Consider the following 14,592-nt stretch of genomic DNA (forward strand, 5'->3'; position numbering starts at 1 on the left):
ATGGCGGCATTTGAATACAAAGCATTGGATGCCAAAGGTAAGAGCAAAAAAGGCTCTATTGAAGCGGATAACGCTCGTCAGGCTCGCCAACGCTTGAAAGAACAAGGCTTGATGCCGGTTGAGATGACTGAAGCCAAGGCTAAAACTGCGAAAGGTGCTCAGCCCTCGACCAGCTTTAAGCGTGGTATCAGTACACCTGATCTTGCTTTAATTACTCGACAAATATCCACGCTCGTTCAGTCTGGCATGCCGCTAGAAGAGTGTCTGAAGGCCGTGGCGGAACAATCTGAAAAGCCACGCATTCGAACCATGCTACTGGCGGTTCGTTCGAAGGTAACGGAAGGTTATTCGCTAGCGGATAGCTTGGCTGATTACCCACACATCTTCGATGAACTGTTTAGAGCCATGGTTGCGGCTGGTGAGAAATCTGGTCACTTAGATGCGGTATTGGAGCGGTTGGCCGATTATGCAGAAAACCGCCAGAAGATGCGCTCTAAGCTGCTACAAGCGATGATCTACCCTGTGGTGCTGGTGGTGTTTGCGGTGACGATTGTTTCGTTCCTGTTGGCAACCGTGGTACCTAAGATTGTCGAGCCTATTATCCAAATGGGCCAAGAGCTTCCTCAATCGACACAATTTTTATTGGCATCAAGTGAATTTATCCAGAATTGGGGTATCCAATTACTGTTGTTGATCATTGGTGTGATTGTGTTGATTAAGACCGCGCTGAAAAAACCGGGCGTTCGCATGAGTTGGGATCGCAAGCTATTAAGCATTCCACTGATCGGCAAAATAGCAAAAGGGATTAATACCTCTCGTTTTGCTCGAACACTCTCTATCTGTACCTCGAGTGCGATTCCTATCCTTGAAGGGATGAAGGTTGCGGTTGATGTAATGTCGAATCACCATGTGAAGCAACAAGTATTACAGGCATCAGACAGTGTTAGAGAAGGGGCAAGCCTGCGTAAAGCGCTCGATCAAACCAAACTCTTCCCTCCAATGATGCTGCATATGATCGCCAGTGGTGAGCAGAGTGGTCAGTTAGAACAAATGCTGACAAGAGCGGCGGACAACCAAGACCAAAGCTTTGAATCGACCGTGAATATCGCGCTAGGTATTTTCACACCAGCACTTATCGCTTTGATGGCAGGCTTAGTGCTGTTCATTGTGATGGCGACCTTAATGCCGATGCTTGAAATGAATAATTTAATGAGCGGCTAAATGACTGCTCACAAGACGTTAGTTTTTGGATTATCGAGAAGAAGGACATTATTACCTTCAACTCGCTGTCTGTAATTTGGAGAAAATAATGAAAAACAGAATGAAGAAACAATCAGGCTTTACCCTATTAGAAGTGATGGTTGTTGTGGTTATCCTTGGCGTATTGGCGAGCTTTGTTGTACCTAACCTATTGGGTAACAAAGAGAAGGCTGACCAACAAAAAGCCATCACTGATATCGTGGCGCTAGAGAATGCGCTCGATATGTACAAACTGGATAACAGCGTTTACCCAACAACGGATCAAGGTCTTGATGCATTGGTTTCTAAACCAAGTAGCCCAGAGCCTCGTAACTACCGTGACGGTGGCTACATCAAGCGTCTACCTAACGACCCATGGGGCAATGAGTACCAATACCTAAGCCCTGGTGATAACGGCACTATCGATATCTTTACACTTGGCGCTGATGGCCAAGAAGGTGGTGAAGGTATTGCTGCGGATATCGGCAACTGGAACATGCAAGACTTTCAGTAAGCCTAGGCTTATTGTCACTTGATGCCGTTATTTGATGTTAGGACGTAAACAGATGGAGTCTAAAGGTGAAAACTAAGCAAACACAGCCAGGTTTCACCTTAATTGAGATTCTTTTGGTATTGGTATTACTGTCAGTAACGGCGGTCGCGGTGGTCGCGACCATTCCTACCAATAGTAAAGATGTTGCTAAAAAATACGCTCAAAGTTTTTATCAACGAGTTCAGCTACTCAATGAAGAAGCTATTTTAAGTGGCTTGGATTTTGGTGTTCGGGTTGATGAAAAAAAATCGACCTATGTACTGATGGCGCTCAAGTCTGAAGGCTGGCAAGAAGTCGACTTTGAAAAAATCCCCTCTTCAACTGAATTGCCGGAAGAACTCGCATTGTCACTGACTCTAGGTGGTGGTGCATGGGAAGACGATGATCGGCTGTTCAATCCAGGAAGCTTGTTTGATGAAGATATGTTTGCGGATCTGGAAGAGGAAAAGAAGCCAAAGCCACCACAGATCTACATCTTGTCGAGTGCTGAAATGACGCCATTTGTATTATCGTTTTATCCAAATACCGGAGACACCATACAAGATGGTTGGCGTATTCGAGTATTGGATAATGGTGTCATTCGATTACTAGAGCCGGGAGAAGAATATGAAGAGGAATAACCGTTCTCCTTATCGCTCTCGTGGTATGACTCTGCTTGAAGTATTGGTTGCGCTCGCTATTTTCGCAACGGCAGCGATCAGTGTGATTCGTGCTGTTACGCAGCACATCAATACTCTCAGTTATCTAGAAGAAAAAACCTTCGCTGCTATGGTCGTTGATAATCAAATGGCCTTGGTGATGCTGCATCCTGAGAAGCTTAAAAAAGCACAGGGTACACAAGAGTTGGCTGGAAGAGAGTGGTTCTGGAAAGTTACGCCAATCGATACTAGCGATGATTTATTAAAGGCGTTTGATGTGAGTGTGGCAACCAATAAAAAAGCTTCTCCAGTGGTCACGGTGCGCAGCTATGTGGTCAACTAAAAACGTGTGGTTAGCTAAGAGCAAGTCGCTAGGTAAGAGCGTGTCGGCAAATAAGCGTATGCCACGTAAACAAGGTCTATCTTCAAAAGGGAGAGGCTTTACGTTAATTGAAGTTTTAGTCTCGATCGCTATCTTCGCCACGTTAAGTATGGCGGCTTATCAGGTAGTGAATCAGGTACAGCGCAGCAATGAACTCTCAATCGAGCGCAGTGCCCGTTTGAATCAACTGCAACGTAGTTTAGTCATTTTAGATAATGATTTTCGCCAGATGGCGGTGCGAAAATTTCGCACCAACGGTGAAGAAGCATCATCTAAGCTGATCCTAATGAAAGAGTATTTACTGGATTCCGACAGCGTTGGCATCATGTTTACTCGCCTTGGTTGGCATAACCCACAGCAGCAGTTTCCTCGCGGAGAGGTCACCAAAGTGGGCTACCGTATTAAAGAAGAAACACTTGAGCGTGTGTGGTGGCGTTACCCCGATACCCCTGCAGGCCAAGAAGGTGTGATTACGCCTTTGCTTGATGATGTTGAAAGCTTGGAATTCGAGTTTTATGACGGAAGCCGCTGGGGCAAAGAGTGGCAAACCGACAAATCACTACCGAAAGCGGTAAGGTTAAAGCTAACCTTGAAAGATTATGGTGAGATAGAGCGTGTTTATCTCACTCCCGGTGGCACGCTAGATCAGGCCGATGATGCTTCAAACAGTGACTCTTCAGACAGTAATGAGGGGAATAATGACTCATCGAACTAACAAGCTTGCACGGACAATGTCTGCTATGGGTCGTAAGCAGCGTGGTGTCGCGCTGATCATTATCCTGATGCTATTGGCGATCATGGCAACTATCGCTGGCAGTATGTCGGAACGTCTGTTTACGCAATTCAAGCGCGTTGGTAATCAACTGAATTACCAACAGGCTTATTGGTACAGCATTGGCGTAGAAGCGCTGGTGCAAGACGGCATTAGGCAAAGCTACAAAGACAGTGATACCGTGAACCTAAGTCAACCATGGGCGTTAGAAGAACAGGTATACCCATTGGATTACGGTCAAGTTAAGGGACGCATCGTTGATGCTCAGGCTTGCTTTAATCTCAATGCATTAGCGGGAGTGACGACCACTTCAAGTAACCAGACACCTTATTTGATCTCGGTTTGGCAAACCTTATTAGAAAATCAAGACGTTGAGCCTTATCAGGCCGAGGTTATTGCAAACTCAACGTGGGAATTTGTTGACGCAGATACCCGAACCACCTCTTCAGCGGGGGTAGAAGACAGCACCTATGAAGCGATGAAGCCATCTTATTTGGCGGCGAATGGCTTAATGGCGGATGAATCTGAGCTAAGAGCGGTTTATCAAGTTACGGGTGAAGTGATGAATAAGGTTCGCCCGTTTGTTTGTGCTCTGCCTAGCGACGATTTTCGCTTGAACGTGAATACACTCACGGAAAAGCAAGCGCCTTTATTGGAGGCGATGTTTGCACCTGGTTTAAGTGAGTCAGATGCTAAACAGCTAATAGACAAACGCCCATTTGATGGCTGGGATACGGTGGATGCTTTTATGGCAGAACCTGCCATTGTTGGCGTGAGTGCCGAAGTTAGCAAAAAAGCGAAAGCATATTTAACTGTAGATAGCGCCTATTTTGAGCTAGATGCAGAGGTATTAGTTGAGCAGTCCCGTGTACGTATACGGACGCTTTTCTATAGTAGTAATCGAGAAACAGTGACGGTAGTACGCCGTCGTTTTGGAGGAATCAGTGAGCGAGTTTCTGACCGTTCGACTGAGTAGCGAACCACAAAGCCCTGTGCAGTGGTTAGTTTGGTCGACAAGCCAACAAGAAGTGATAGCAAGTGGCGAGTTGTCTAGCTGGGAGCAGTTGGATGAGTTAACGCCTTACGCTGAAAAGCGCAGCTGTATCGCTTTATTGCCGGGAAATGAATGCTTAATTAAGCGTGTTGAGATCCCGAAAGGTGCTGCTCGCCAGTTCGATTCTATGCTGCCGTTTTTATTAGAAGACGAAGTCGCACAAGATATCGAAGATTTACACCTGACGATTTTAGATAAAGACGCAACGCACGCTACCGTGTGTGGTGTCGACCGCGAATGGTTAAAGCAAGCTTTAGACCTGTTTCGTGAAGCCAATATTATCTTCCGTAAGGTGTTACCAGATACACTGGCCGTGCCTTTTGAAGAATCTGGCATCAGTGCATTGCAGATCGACCAGCATTGGCTACTGCGCCAAGGTAACTCTCAACGTCAAGGTAACTATCAAGCCGTGTCGATCAGCGAAGCATGGTTACCGATGTTTTTGCAAAGTGATTGGGTTGTTGCTGATGACGAAGAGCAAGCGACGACTATCTTTAGCTATACCGCGATGCCGAGCGAAGACGTTCAACAGCAGAGCGGTGCGAATTGGCAAGCAAAGCCTGCGGAATTGGTGATGTCTTTGCTGAGCCAACAAGCGATCACAAGCGGCGTAAATTTACTGACTGGCACCTTTAAAACCAAATCTTCATTCAGTAAATATTGGCGCGTATGGCAGAAAGTAGCGATTGCTGCTTGTTTGCTGGTGGCTGTGATTGTGACTCAACAAGTGTTGAAGGTTCAACAATACGAAGCTCAAGCACAAGCTTACCGCATGGAGAGTGAACGTATTTTCAGAGCAGTGCTCCCAGGTAAACAACGTATCCCAACAGTGAGCTATCTTAAGCGTCAGATGAACGATGAAGCCAAGAAATATGGCGGTTCAGGCGAGGGTGACTCCTTACTAGGCTGGCTAGCGTTACTGCCAGAAACGCTAGGACAGGTGAAGTCAATCGAAGTCGAAAGTATTCGCTACGATGGCAACCGCTCTGAGGTTCGACTTCAGGCTAAAAGCTCTGATTTTCAACACTTTGAGACTGCGAGAGTGAAGCTCGAAGAGAAGTTTACCGTTGAACAAGGGCCATTAAACCGTAATGGCGATGCTGTATTTGGCAGCTTTACTCTTAAACCCCATCAATAACCTGCGTAAGGAGATCAGTGATGAGAAATATGATTGAGCCACTCCAAGCGTGGTGGACTTCAATAAGTCAGAGAGAGCAACGATTAGTGATTGGTTGCTCAATTCTATTGGTGGTCGGTGTTGTTTATTGGGGGCTAATCCAGCCACTCAGTCAGCGAGCTGAACTTGCGCAGAGCCGTATTCAAAGTGAGAAGCAACTTCTGGCTTGGGTAACCAATAAAGCCAATGAAGTGGTTGAGTTGCGAGGCAGTGGTGGCATAAGTGCCAGCCAGCCTTTAAACCAATCTGTGCCTGCTTCTATGCGCCGTTTTAACATCGAGCTGATACGCGTACAACCACGTGGTGAGATGCTGCAAGTGTGGATTAAGCCTGTGCCATTTAATAAGTTCGTTGACTGGCTAACATACCTGAAAGAAAAACAGGGTGTTGAGGTTGAGTTTATGGATATTGATCGCTCTGATAGCCCTGGGGTTATTGAGATCAACCGACTACAGTTTAAACGAGGTTAATGTGAAACGCGGTCTATCTTTCAAATATGGCCTGTTATTCAGCGTCATTTTTATCGTTTTTTTCTCAGTAAGCTTGTTGCTGCATTTGCCTGCCGCTTTTGCTCTCAAGCATGCGCCCGCTGTGCGTGGTTTAAGCATCGAAGGCGTTGAAGGCACCGTTTGGCAAGGTCGCGCTAACAATATTGCGTGGCAGCGTGTCAATTACGGCTCAGTGCAGTGGGACTTCCAGTTCTCTAAACTATTCCAAGCCAAAGCCGAGCTGGCGGTTCGCTTTGGTCGTAACAGCGACATGAATTTATCCGGTAAAGGTCGTGTTGGATATAGCATGAGCGGTGCTTACGCGGAAAATTTAGTCGCATCCATGCCAGCAAGAAACGTGATGAAATATGCGCCGGCTATCCCAGTCCCCGTTTCTATTGCAGGACAAGTTGAACTGACGATCAAACACGCAGTTCATGCTCAGTCTTGGTGTCAATCGGGCGAAGGTACGCTTGCTTGGTCTGGTGCAGCAGTCGACTCGCCAGTGGGTTCGTTAGACCTTGGCCCTGTAATTGCGGACATAACCTGTGAAGACAGCACAATTGTAGCGAAAGGCACTCAGAAGAGTGCTCAAGTAGACAGCGAATTTTCGGCGAGTGTAACACCTAATCAACGTTATACGTCGGCGGCATGGTTTAAGCCGGGGGCAGAGTTCCCGCCAGCAATGCAGAGTCAACTTAAGTGGCTAGGCAACCCTGATAGCCAAGGTAAGTACCAGTTTACTTATCAAGGTCGTTTTTAGCTAAACAGCTAAGGGTTACTAAATTATAAGATATAAAAAATGGGCACCTCATTGAGGTGCCCATTTTGTTTGAATCGTCGAGAGTTGTAGCGAGCAAACTCGCCTAGTCTTTACCTTGTAAGATTTCTGCCCACGGCAAGTCTGCATCACCAAGCACAATGAAGTTCGGGTTCTCAAGCGTCTCTCTTTCATTATAAGAGAGCGGCTCTAGCTGAGTGCTTAAGATACGTCCGCCAGCTTCTTCAACAATGCACTGCGTTGCGGCGGTATCCCACTCTCCGGTTGGTCCAAGGCGTAGATAACAATCCACAGCACCTTCTGCTACTAAACATGCCTTAAGCGCTGCTGAGCCTAGAGGAACCAAATCATAATTCCATGCTGAGCTCATACGGCTGGTGATGCGATTGATGTCTTGGCGACGGCTGATCGCCATTGCAATAGACTGGTTTGGTAGTTCATGACGATGCGTTTTGATTTTAACACTGTCATTAAGGTCTGGAATTTTCCAAGCCCCTTTACCGCTGTATGCGTAATAGCTCACACCAGAAACCGGAGCATACACCACACCCATTACTGGCTTGTTATGTTCAATTAGGGCGATAATTGTCGCGAAATCACCACTTCTTGCGATGAACTCCTGCGTTCCATCTAATGGGTCAACCAACCAGTAGCGGTCCCACTGAGCGCGTTTTTCTAGGCTAATATCAGCGGCTTCTTCAGACAACACTGGTATATCAGGCGTGAGTTCACTGAGTTTTTTCGAAATCAGTTTATGCGCAGCCAGATCGGCACTGGTGACAGGCGTGTCGTCACTCTTGGTGAACTCTTCGTAATCTTTCTTTTCGTAGATCTCTAAGATGAGTTGGCCTGCAGAGCGAGCAACCTCAATGACAGAGGGTAGGAGGTGAGACAAATCTTTTGTTGTTGGCATAAATATTCTCTTACTCTTCGAGTGCGCTTATGGCTTTAGTTGTTATTTAGCGAGCGAAGGGTCAATAGTAGGGCGGTAATACTGCGAGCCTCACAGAAGTCGAGATGCGTTAATAGCTCTTCGGCTTGAGCAAGCGGCCAGCGCACAATGTCCAGTGGTTCAGGTTCATCACCTTCTAGCTTCTCTGGGTAGAGGTCTTCTGCGATAAACAGCGTCATTTTGCTAGAAAAATAAGAGGGAGCGAGGATCACTTCCTTGAGTGGAGTGAGTTTGTTAGCCCCAAAGCCAATCTCTTCTTTGAGTTCACGAACCGCGGCGTCACTTGGTTGTTCACCTGGATCAATCAGCCCTTTTGGAAAGCCGAGTTCATAGCGTTCTGTGCCCGCTGCGTACTCCCGTACCAACAGAATATCGCCTTGCTCAGTAATCGGAACCATCATTACTGCGTTGCGGCCGCTAGGCTTCATGCGTTCGTAAGTGCGCTCTTCACCGTTTGAAAAGCGTAAATCGAGAGACTCGATAGAGAATAGTTTTGATTGAGCGACAGTTTGCTGAGCCAAAATTTCTGGCTTGGTCCTTTTTGTCATTGCGCTCGCTCCTTAGCTCATTGGAATTCTTTCTTATAAAGTCATTCTAATATAGGGGAAATAGAGTTGAGTTCCTAGATCCGAGTTTTCATATCCGAGAATTATTGAAGCAGGAACCGATTGCGATCACTTGAATACCTTACTCAAGATGGTAACGAGGCGAGAATATGGGTGAGGAGCATAAGGAATACAAGAGCATAGGAAGCTTGGATTAGAGTGTGTATGCTCAACCCGAAAACAAAAAAGGTTGATGCTCACGCATCAACCTTTCAAATAACGACTAACACTAAATCAGAGATTAGTAGTAAGAGTGCTCACCACGATCGTGCTCAGTTGCATCACGAACAGCAGTCAGTTCACCTTCGAATTGTTGAAGAAGTTCTTTCTCGATGCCTTCTTTTAGAGTCACATCAACCATAGAACAACCGTTACAACCACCGCCGAATGCTACGATAGCAGCACCGTCTTCAGTGATTTCTACCAAGCTAACGTGACCACCGTGACCAGCAAGTTGTGGGTTAACTTGTGTTTGAATTGCGTATTCAACGCGTTCTAGAAGCGGTGCATCATCAGATACCTTACGCATTTTAGCATTTGGTGCTTTAAGCGTTAGTTGAGAGCCCATTTTGTCAGTCACGAAGTCAATCTCAGCTTCGTCTAGGAATGGTAGGCTTAACTCATCTACGTATGCAGAGAATGCTTCGAAAGAAAGTTTTGTATCAGACGCTTCGATAGCATCTGTTGGACAGTAAGAAACACCACACTCAGCGTTTTGTGTGCCTGGATTTACCACGAACACACGAATGTTTGTACCTTCAGGCTGCTGTGACAGCAGATTGGCAAAGTGAGTTTGAGCTGTTTCTGTAATAGTAATATTTGACACGACGAATACCTGAGTAGATTTGTAGGTTATTAGCGCCATTCTACTCCTGTCAGATTTGTAATTCAGCCCTTTTTTGTTGGATTGCTGTACAAGTAGTGATTCACAGCTTTTATCCAGAGGGCTCAGGAGTGCGGCAGATGCAGTAAATATCAATCCTTTTAACGCCCACTTCAAGTAGTAATTGGCATAATTGATACACAGTACTGCCGGTGGTTACAACATCATCAATTATCGCGACGTGAGAGGGGATAGTTCCTTGAAAGTCTTGTTTTCGCAGCGCAAAAGCGCTCTTTAGATTGTGTAATCGTGCGGATTTAGTCAGCCCCTGCTGGGAAGCTGTTGAGCGAATTCGACGAAACAACACCTCATCTTTAACGCCAAGCTCTTGAGCTGTGTAATTGGCCAGTAGCTGACTTTGATTAAAGCCGCGATGGGTGTATCGGCGCCAATGCAGCGGTACGCTGGTGAGCAACGGAGCCGGTTGATCGATACGTGATGCCAATAGCTTAGACAGATCACGTGCAAACCAAAACTTATCAGCGTATTTCATTTGTTGGATATAGCCTGCTGTTGGGAAGGTGTAATCACCGACGCAATAGAGCCGATGCCAAAGCGGAGGATTAGCTAAGCACTCACCACATTGATCGACAGTGGTCAGTGTTTTTAAGCCACATCTTTGACAGCGTGGTACAGGTTCAAAGAGCTTGAGACAAGAATTGCACCATCGAGGATGTGCGTCTTCGGGAAGCTTATCGAGCTTACACAGGTGGCATTGAGGTGTGACCAGACGTGGTGTGTGTTTTTGTAGCCAATCGGATAACATAGCTTGCGATGCTTTTGGGTTATGGTGTTCCTTTTGCTAACCATACTGAAAAGCACGGATTATCGCTGACGGAAAAAGTAGGGAATATTGAGAATGAGTGACGCGTTATATTGGCATGTTTCTGGGCAAGGGCCTGATTTAGTACTGGTTCATGGCTGGGGAATGAACGGTGCGGTGTGGCAACAAACCGTTAATGCATTACAAGCTGATTTCCGAGTGCATGTTGTCGATTTACCAGGGTATGGACACAGCGCACACTGCCACGCTCAAGATCTTGAAGAGATTGCTCAGCAACTGTTGGCCGAAGCGCCTAAACAAGCGATCTGGGTGGGTTGGTCGCTCGGTGGTTTGGTCGCAACGCACATGGCTCTTCATCACTCAGATTACGTGAGCAAGCTTGTGACTGTCGCCAGTTCTCCTAAATTCGCTGCTGCTAAAGAGCCCGTATTATGGCGAGGTATTCAGCCAAACGTATTAAGCGCATTCACCGAACAGCTGGTGGAAGACTTCCAAACCACCATCGAACGCTTTATGGCATTGCAAGCCATGGGTAGCCCTTCAGCAAGACAAGATGTAAAACAGCTCAAGCAAGCGGTGCTGTCTCGCCCGTTGCCGAACCCTGAATCATTATTAGCAGGATTAAAGATGCTGTCGGACGTCGACCTGCGTGAACAATTGCCTGAGATTTCAGTGCCTATGTTGCGCTTGTATGGTCGATTAGATGGATTGGTGCCAATCAAGGTGGCCAAAGATTTGGGCAATGCTCTGCCTCATACTGAGCAATACATCTTCACGCAGTCTTCACATGCGCCGTTTATGACCGAAGCCGATGCCTTTTGCAGTGAACTGGTCAGCTTCGCCCAAAAATAATCGCTAAATTTATCGCCGGCTTGGTCGATATATAACCTAATACCAATCACAGTAAGTAAGTGTTCAAAAATAGTGTAGGAAAAAGGCTAGAGAACAAGGCAGAGCTTTTTGATAAGTAGTTATTCTACAATCAAAAGTTCTAACGCCGTTATCGAGCGTTTTAACAAGCTAGGTTGAGCAGTTATTTACCACGATTGGTATAACACCAATGTACAGCATGATACTCAGACCTAACTCTCTCCTGAGCTGATTGCGGTAAGTTGGGCTATGCCTGTTGTGCTGACTCGCAGTACAACAGCGTTATAGCAATAACGATGGGCGATTCTTGAGGAGAGTTCGCGATGATTGTGTCACCTGCAACTGCAGTGAGTGTGCCACTAATCGCCCCGTCCGTTAATGTGCAAACAGAGCAAGTTGCGCGTGATAATAGAGTTCGAGAACCTGTCGCTCCCGCCGTAGCATTGGCAAAAACCAATGCAGAGCGAAAGGTAAAGTCGGACGATAAGCGAAGGCAGCAGTCGGCTTGGGATCCTTCAGACCATCCGGGTTATGAAATGGAGAACGAGTCAGAGGCCAATTCGATTAGCCAAGAAGAGCCACAAGATCCTTTTGATAGGCTGTTCAGCTTGTTGGCACTGAGAACTTACAGTGCTGACCAAGGAAAAGGCTATACCATGCGTTTTCGCCTGCCAAAGCATGTTTTAGATGCGGCGATTCAGGAGGGACAGATGGAGAAACGACGTAAGGTCATAAAATATCATTATGGTCATGCTGTTGCGCCTCATGCTCCATCAGAAATGCTGATTGTGTTGTAATTATACTCTTCATACTTGAAGCCGCAGCGTTGTTAACTGCGTAAGTTCACCGGAACGCCGGCCGCCCTAAGCACATAGAACCCCTATGCTCATAGGGATGAACTTCATTCCTTTGTAAGGAAAAGGTTGCCTAGCTGCAACCCCAATTATTTCGAGTATAAAATACGTAGAATACAGCTCAGCTTCGATGTCTTTTTTGAACACATAATAAAAACCTGCATACCCTAAGGGATGCAGGTTTTTTGTTTTAAGCACATCAGCTTTTTAGATGAGCTAATGGATTATTTTTTCGCTTTAGCAAAGGCTGCGGCAAAAGCACCGCCCATCGCCGCGTTTTGTTGCGGCTCTTCACGACGGCGTTGTCCACCTTGTGAATTTTGGTTCGGGCGGTTTTGCGTGCGAGGTGCACTTGAACGTTGAGCACGGTTGTCTTGGCCCGGCTCGTCCTTCATACGCATGCTTAGTGCAATACGTTTACGCTGAATATCCACTTCCATCACCTTCACTTTCACGATGTCACCCGCTTTAACCACTTCACGTGGGTCAGAGACAAAGCGATCGGTCAGCGCTGAAATGTGCACTAAGCCATCTTGGTGAACACCAATATCCACGAAGGCACCAAAGTTGGCCACGTTCGACACCACGCCTTCTAGAACCATGCCTGGTTCTAGGTCTGAAACGCTGTTTACGCCATCAGCGAAGGTTGCTGTCTTGAACTCTGGGCGAGGGTCGCGTCCCGGCTTATCCAGCTCTTTGATGATGTCGGTGACCGTTGGTACACCAAAGCTTTCATTGGTGTAATCAATCGCGTGCAAACCACGTAAGAAGTCGGTATTACCTACCAGAGATTTGATGTTTTTCTGGTTTTTCTCAGCGATGGTTTTCACCACAGGGTAAGCTTCTGGGTGAACCGATGATGCATCTAACGGGTTCTTACCATCCATAATACGTAGGAAACCAGCACACTGCTCAAAGGCTTTTGGCCCCAAGCGAGCGACCTTCTTCAGCGTAGTACGTGCTTCGAAGCGACCATTCTCATCACGGAAATCCACGATGTTCTGAGCGATGGTGCTAGAAAGGCCTGCGACACGAGTTAGCAATGCGGCAGACGCGGTATTCACATCAACGCCTACGGCGTTTACACAGTCTTCGACAATCGCATCTAGGCGCTTAGCAAGCATGGTTTGGCTAACGTCGTGTTGGTATTGGCCCACACCGATCGATTTAGGGTCAATCTTCACTAGTTCTGCCAATGGATCCTGTAGACGACGAGCGATAGACACCGCACCACGAATCGATACGTCCATGTTCGGGAATTCTTTCGCCGCTAACTCAGATGCTGAGTACACCGATGCACCAGCTTCGCTAACAATGATTTTCTGCGCTTTTAGGTTGCCGCGCTTAATCACATCAGCCACAAAGCTGTCGGTTTCACGTGAAGCCGTACCATTACCAATCGCAATTAGGTCAACATTGAACTGACGAACTATCTGCTCAACAACGTGTGCTGACTTGTCGTATTGCTTTTGTGGTGGGTGAGGGTAAATAGTCTCTGTCGCGAGAACTTTACCTGTTGAATCCACAACAGCGATTTTCGAACCGGTACGTAAGCCCGGATCCAGGCCCAATGTGGCACGGGGGCCAGCAGGTGCTGCCATTAGCAGGTCTTTAAGGTTGGTCGCGAATACTTCAATCGCTTCGATCTCTGCACGCTCTTTCATCGCGCCCATCAATTCGGTTTCCATGTGCATAGAAACCTTGATGCGCCATGCCCAACTGATCACTTGCTTACGCCATGCATCTGCTGGTGCGCTGCTTAGGGTAATGCCGTAGTGATCTGAGATGATGTTCTCGCAGTAAGAGCCACGCACACCTTCTTCTTGCTCTGGGTCTGCGTTCATCGCCAATGTTAGGAAGCCTTCATTGCGGCCACGTAGCATTGCAAGCGCACGGTGAGACGGTACTTTGCTCAGAGCTTCGTTGTGCTCGAAGTAGTCTTTGAACTTCTCACCTTCGTTCTCTTTACCAGCAACCACACGAGCACCAAGCTCTGCATTGCGGTTTAGGTGTTGGCGAATCTTTTCCAGCAGGTTAGCGTCTTCTGCAATACGCTCCATGATGATCGCACGAGCACCATCGAGTGCTGCTTTGGTATCGGCAATGCCTTTGTCGTTGCTGATGAAATTGGCTGCTTCGGTTTCAGGATCGTGCTGTGGTTCAGTCCATAGCGTATCGGCCAGTGGTTCTAGGCCTGCTTCAATTGCGATCTGACCTTTGGTGCGGCGCTTTGGTTTGTAAGGCAGGTATAAATCTTCTAGGCGAGTCTTGCTGTCAGCCTGAGTAATATCACGCTCAAGTTCTGGCGTGAGTTTCCCTTGGTCTTTAATCGACTTAAGAATCGTTTGGCGGCGATCATCAAGTTCGCGAAGGTAAGAAAGGCGACTATCAAGGTTACGTAGCTGGGTATCGTCTAAGCCACCCGTGACCTCTTTACGGTAGCGGGCAATAAAGGGAACGGTATTACCGTCGTCAATTAGGTTTACTGCGGCGGTGACTTGCTCTGAACGAACATTCAGTTCTTCAGCAATCAGTCGACAGATAGCTTGGCTCATCCGAT

16 protein-coding genes are annotated in these 14,592 nt (G+C 47.0%); 11 read left to right on the forward strand and 5 right to left on the reverse strand.

All coding sequences use genetic code 11. The features are described from left to right. From gspF to OC193_RS00645, 9 genes are all read left to right on the forward strand, one after another. Nucleotides 1-1,221: a type II secretion system inner membrane protein GspF gene (gene gspF, locus OC193_RS00605; protein WP_048661299.1), complete on the forward strand. Its 1,221-nt coding sequence runs from the start codon at nt 1-3 to the stop codon at nt 1,219-1,221. Between the two features lie 88 nt (nt 1,222-1,309). Then, nucleotides 1,310-1,753, forward strand: a complete 444-nt coding sequence (gspG, locus tag OC193_RS00610; protein WP_017062485.1) for a type II secretion system major pseudopilin GspG — start codon at nt 1,310-1,312, stop codon at nt 1,751-1,753. A 65-nt stretch (nt 1,754-1,818) separates the two neighbouring features. Then, complete coding sequence (gspH, locus tag OC193_RS00615) at nt 1,819-2,412, forward strand: type II secretion system minor pseudopilin GspH (RefSeq protein ID WP_048663058.1); 594 nt, start codon at nt 1,819-1,821, stop codon at nt 2,410-2,412. Further along, complete coding sequence (gene gspI, locus OC193_RS00620; RefSeq protein WP_048663059.1) at nt 2,399-2,773, forward strand: type II secretion system minor pseudopilin GspI; 375 nt, start codon at nt 2,399-2,401, stop codon at nt 2,771-2,773. The genes gspH and gspI overlap by 14 nt, the downstream gene beginning before the upstream one ends. Next, nucleotides 2,760-3,527 (forward strand): type II secretion system minor pseudopilin GspJ, encoded by a 768-nt coding sequence (gene gspJ, locus OC193_RS00625; RefSeq protein WP_048663060.1) that lies wholly within the window; start codon nt 2,760-2,762, stop codon nt 3,525-3,527. Before gspI ends, gspJ begins: the two co-directional genes overlap by 14 nt. Then, nucleotides 3,511-4,560, forward strand: a complete 1,050-nt coding sequence (gene gspK / locus OC193_RS00630) for a type II secretion system minor pseudopilin GspK (protein WP_048663061.1) — start codon at nt 3,511-3,513, stop codon at nt 4,558-4,560. Before gspJ ends, gspK begins: the two co-directional genes overlap by 17 nt. Beyond that, nucleotides 4,529-5,776 carry a type II secretion system protein GspL gene (gene gspL / locus OC193_RS00635; protein WP_048661304.1) on the forward strand — a complete coding sequence of 416 codons (1,248 nt, stop codon included), beginning with the start codon at nt 4,529-4,531 and terminating at the stop codon, nt 5,774-5,776. Before gspK ends, gspL begins: the two co-directional genes overlap by 32 nt. A 20-nt stretch (nt 5,777-5,796) precedes the next feature. After that, the gene (locus tag OC193_RS00640) at nt 5,797-6,285 is read left to right on the forward strand and encodes a type II secretion system protein M (RefSeq protein ID WP_048661305.1); all 489 of its coding nucleotides are present in this window, start codon (nt 5,797-5,799) and stop codon (nt 6,283-6,285) included. A 1-nt stretch (nt 6,286) separates the two neighbouring features. Then, nucleotides 6,287-7,066, forward strand: a complete 780-nt coding sequence (locus OC193_RS00645; protein WP_048663062.1) for a type II secretion system protein N — start codon at nt 6,287-6,289, stop codon at nt 7,064-7,066. A gap of 103 nt (nt 7,067-7,169) precedes the next feature. On the opposite strand, the gene cysQ is transcribed toward OC193_RS00645, so the two are convergent. The 4 genes from cysQ to OC193_RS00665 form a co-directional block, all read right to left on the reverse strand. Next, nucleotides 7,170-7,997, reverse strand: a complete 828-nt coding sequence (cysQ, locus tag OC193_RS00650; RefSeq protein WP_048663063.1) for a 3'(2'),5'-bisphosphate nucleotidase CysQ — start codon at nt 7,995-7,997, stop codon at nt 7,170-7,172. A gap of 35 nt (nt 7,998-8,032) precedes the next feature. Continuing rightward, nucleotides 8,033-8,584: an ADP compounds hydrolase NudE gene (nudE, locus tag OC193_RS00655; RefSeq protein WP_048663064.1), complete on the reverse strand. Its 552-nt coding sequence runs from the start codon at nt 8,582-8,584 to the stop codon at nt 8,033-8,035. Nucleotides 8,585-8,882: 298 nt separating this feature from the next. After that, nucleotides 8,883-9,467: a Fe-S biogenesis protein NfuA gene (nfuA, locus tag OC193_RS00660; protein ID WP_048661415.1), complete on the reverse strand. Its 585-nt coding sequence runs from the start codon at nt 9,465-9,467 to the stop codon at nt 8,883-8,885. A gap of 109 nt (nt 9,468-9,576) precedes the next feature. Beyond that, nucleotides 9,577-10,290, reverse strand: coding sequence for a ComF family protein (locus tag OC193_RS00665; RefSeq protein ID WP_165886735.1), 714 nt, complete (start codon nt 10,288-10,290; stop codon nt 9,577-9,579). 93 nt (nt 10,291-10,383) lie between these two features. Here OC193_RS00665 and bioH point away from each other — a divergent pair, with 93 nt between their 5' ends. Next, on the forward strand, nt 10,384-11,160 hold the full coding sequence (bioH, locus tag OC193_RS00670) for a pimeloyl-ACP methyl ester esterase BioH (protein ID WP_048663065.1): 777 nt from the start codon (nt 10,384-10,386) through the stop codon (nt 11,158-11,160). 341 nt (nt 11,161-11,501) lie between these two features. After that, nucleotides 11,502-11,975 carry a hypothetical protein gene (locus OC193_RS00675; RefSeq protein ID WP_048661309.1) on the forward strand — a complete coding sequence of 158 codons (474 nt, stop codon included), beginning with the start codon at nt 11,502-11,504 and terminating at the stop codon, nt 11,973-11,975. A gap of 281 nt (nt 11,976-12,256) precedes the next feature. Here the strand turns inward: OC193_RS00675 and OC193_RS00680 are convergent, their stop codons facing one another. Beyond that, on the reverse strand, nt 12,257-14,587 hold the full coding sequence (locus OC193_RS00680) for a Tex family protein (RefSeq protein WP_048663066.1): 2,331 nt from the start codon (nt 14,585-14,587) through the stop codon (nt 12,257-12,259). Nucleotides 14,588-14,592 lie beyond the last annotated feature (5 nt).

Source organism: Vibrio crassostreae, assembly GCF_024347415.1.
Lineage (GTDB): Bacteria > Pseudomonadota > Gammaproteobacteria > Enterobacterales > Vibrionaceae > Vibrio > Vibrio crassostreae.

Coding starts and splice junctions, on each gene's coding strand:
- gspI (WP_048663059.1), top strand. CDS start 2,399: ATGAAGAGGAATAACCGTTCTCCTTATCGCTCTCGTGGTATGACTCTG.
- OC193_RS00680 (WP_048663066.1), bottom strand. CDS start 14,587: ATGAGCCAAGCTATCTGTCGACTGATTGCTGAAGAACTGAATGTTCGT.
- cysQ (WP_048663063.1), bottom strand. CDS start 7,997: ATGCCAACAACAAAAGATTTGTCTCACCTCCTACCCTCTGTCATTGAG.
- gspJ (WP_048663060.1), top strand. CDS start 2,760: ATGTGGTCAACTAAAAACGTGTGGTTAGCTAAGAGCAAGTCGCTAGGT.
- nudE (WP_048663064.1), bottom strand. CDS start 8,584: ATGACAAAAAGGACCAAGCCAGAAATTTTGGCTCAGCAAACTGTCGCT.
- OC193_RS00665 (WP_165886735.1), bottom strand. CDS start 10,290: ATGTTATCCGATTGGCTACAAAAACACACACCACGTCTGGTCACACCT.
- gspF (WP_048661299.1), top strand. CDS start 1: ATGGCGGCATTTGAATACAAAGCATTGGATGCCAAAGGTAAGAGCAAA.
- OC193_RS00675 (WP_048661309.1), top strand. CDS start 11,502: ATGATTGTGTCACCTGCAACTGCAGTGAGTGTGCCACTAATCGCCCCG.
- OC193_RS00640 (WP_048661305.1), top strand. CDS start 5,797: ATGAGAAATATGATTGAGCCACTCCAAGCGTGGTGGACTTCAATAAGT.
- gspK (WP_048663061.1), top strand. CDS start 3,511: ATGACTCATCGAACTAACAAGCTTGCACGGACAATGTCTGCTATGGGT.
- gspG (WP_017062485.1), top strand. CDS start 1,310: ATGAAAAACAGAATGAAGAAACAATCAGGCTTTACCCTATTAGAAGTG.
- bioH (WP_048663065.1), top strand. CDS start 10,384: ATGAGTGACGCGTTATATTGGCATGTTTCTGGGCAAGGGCCTGATTTA.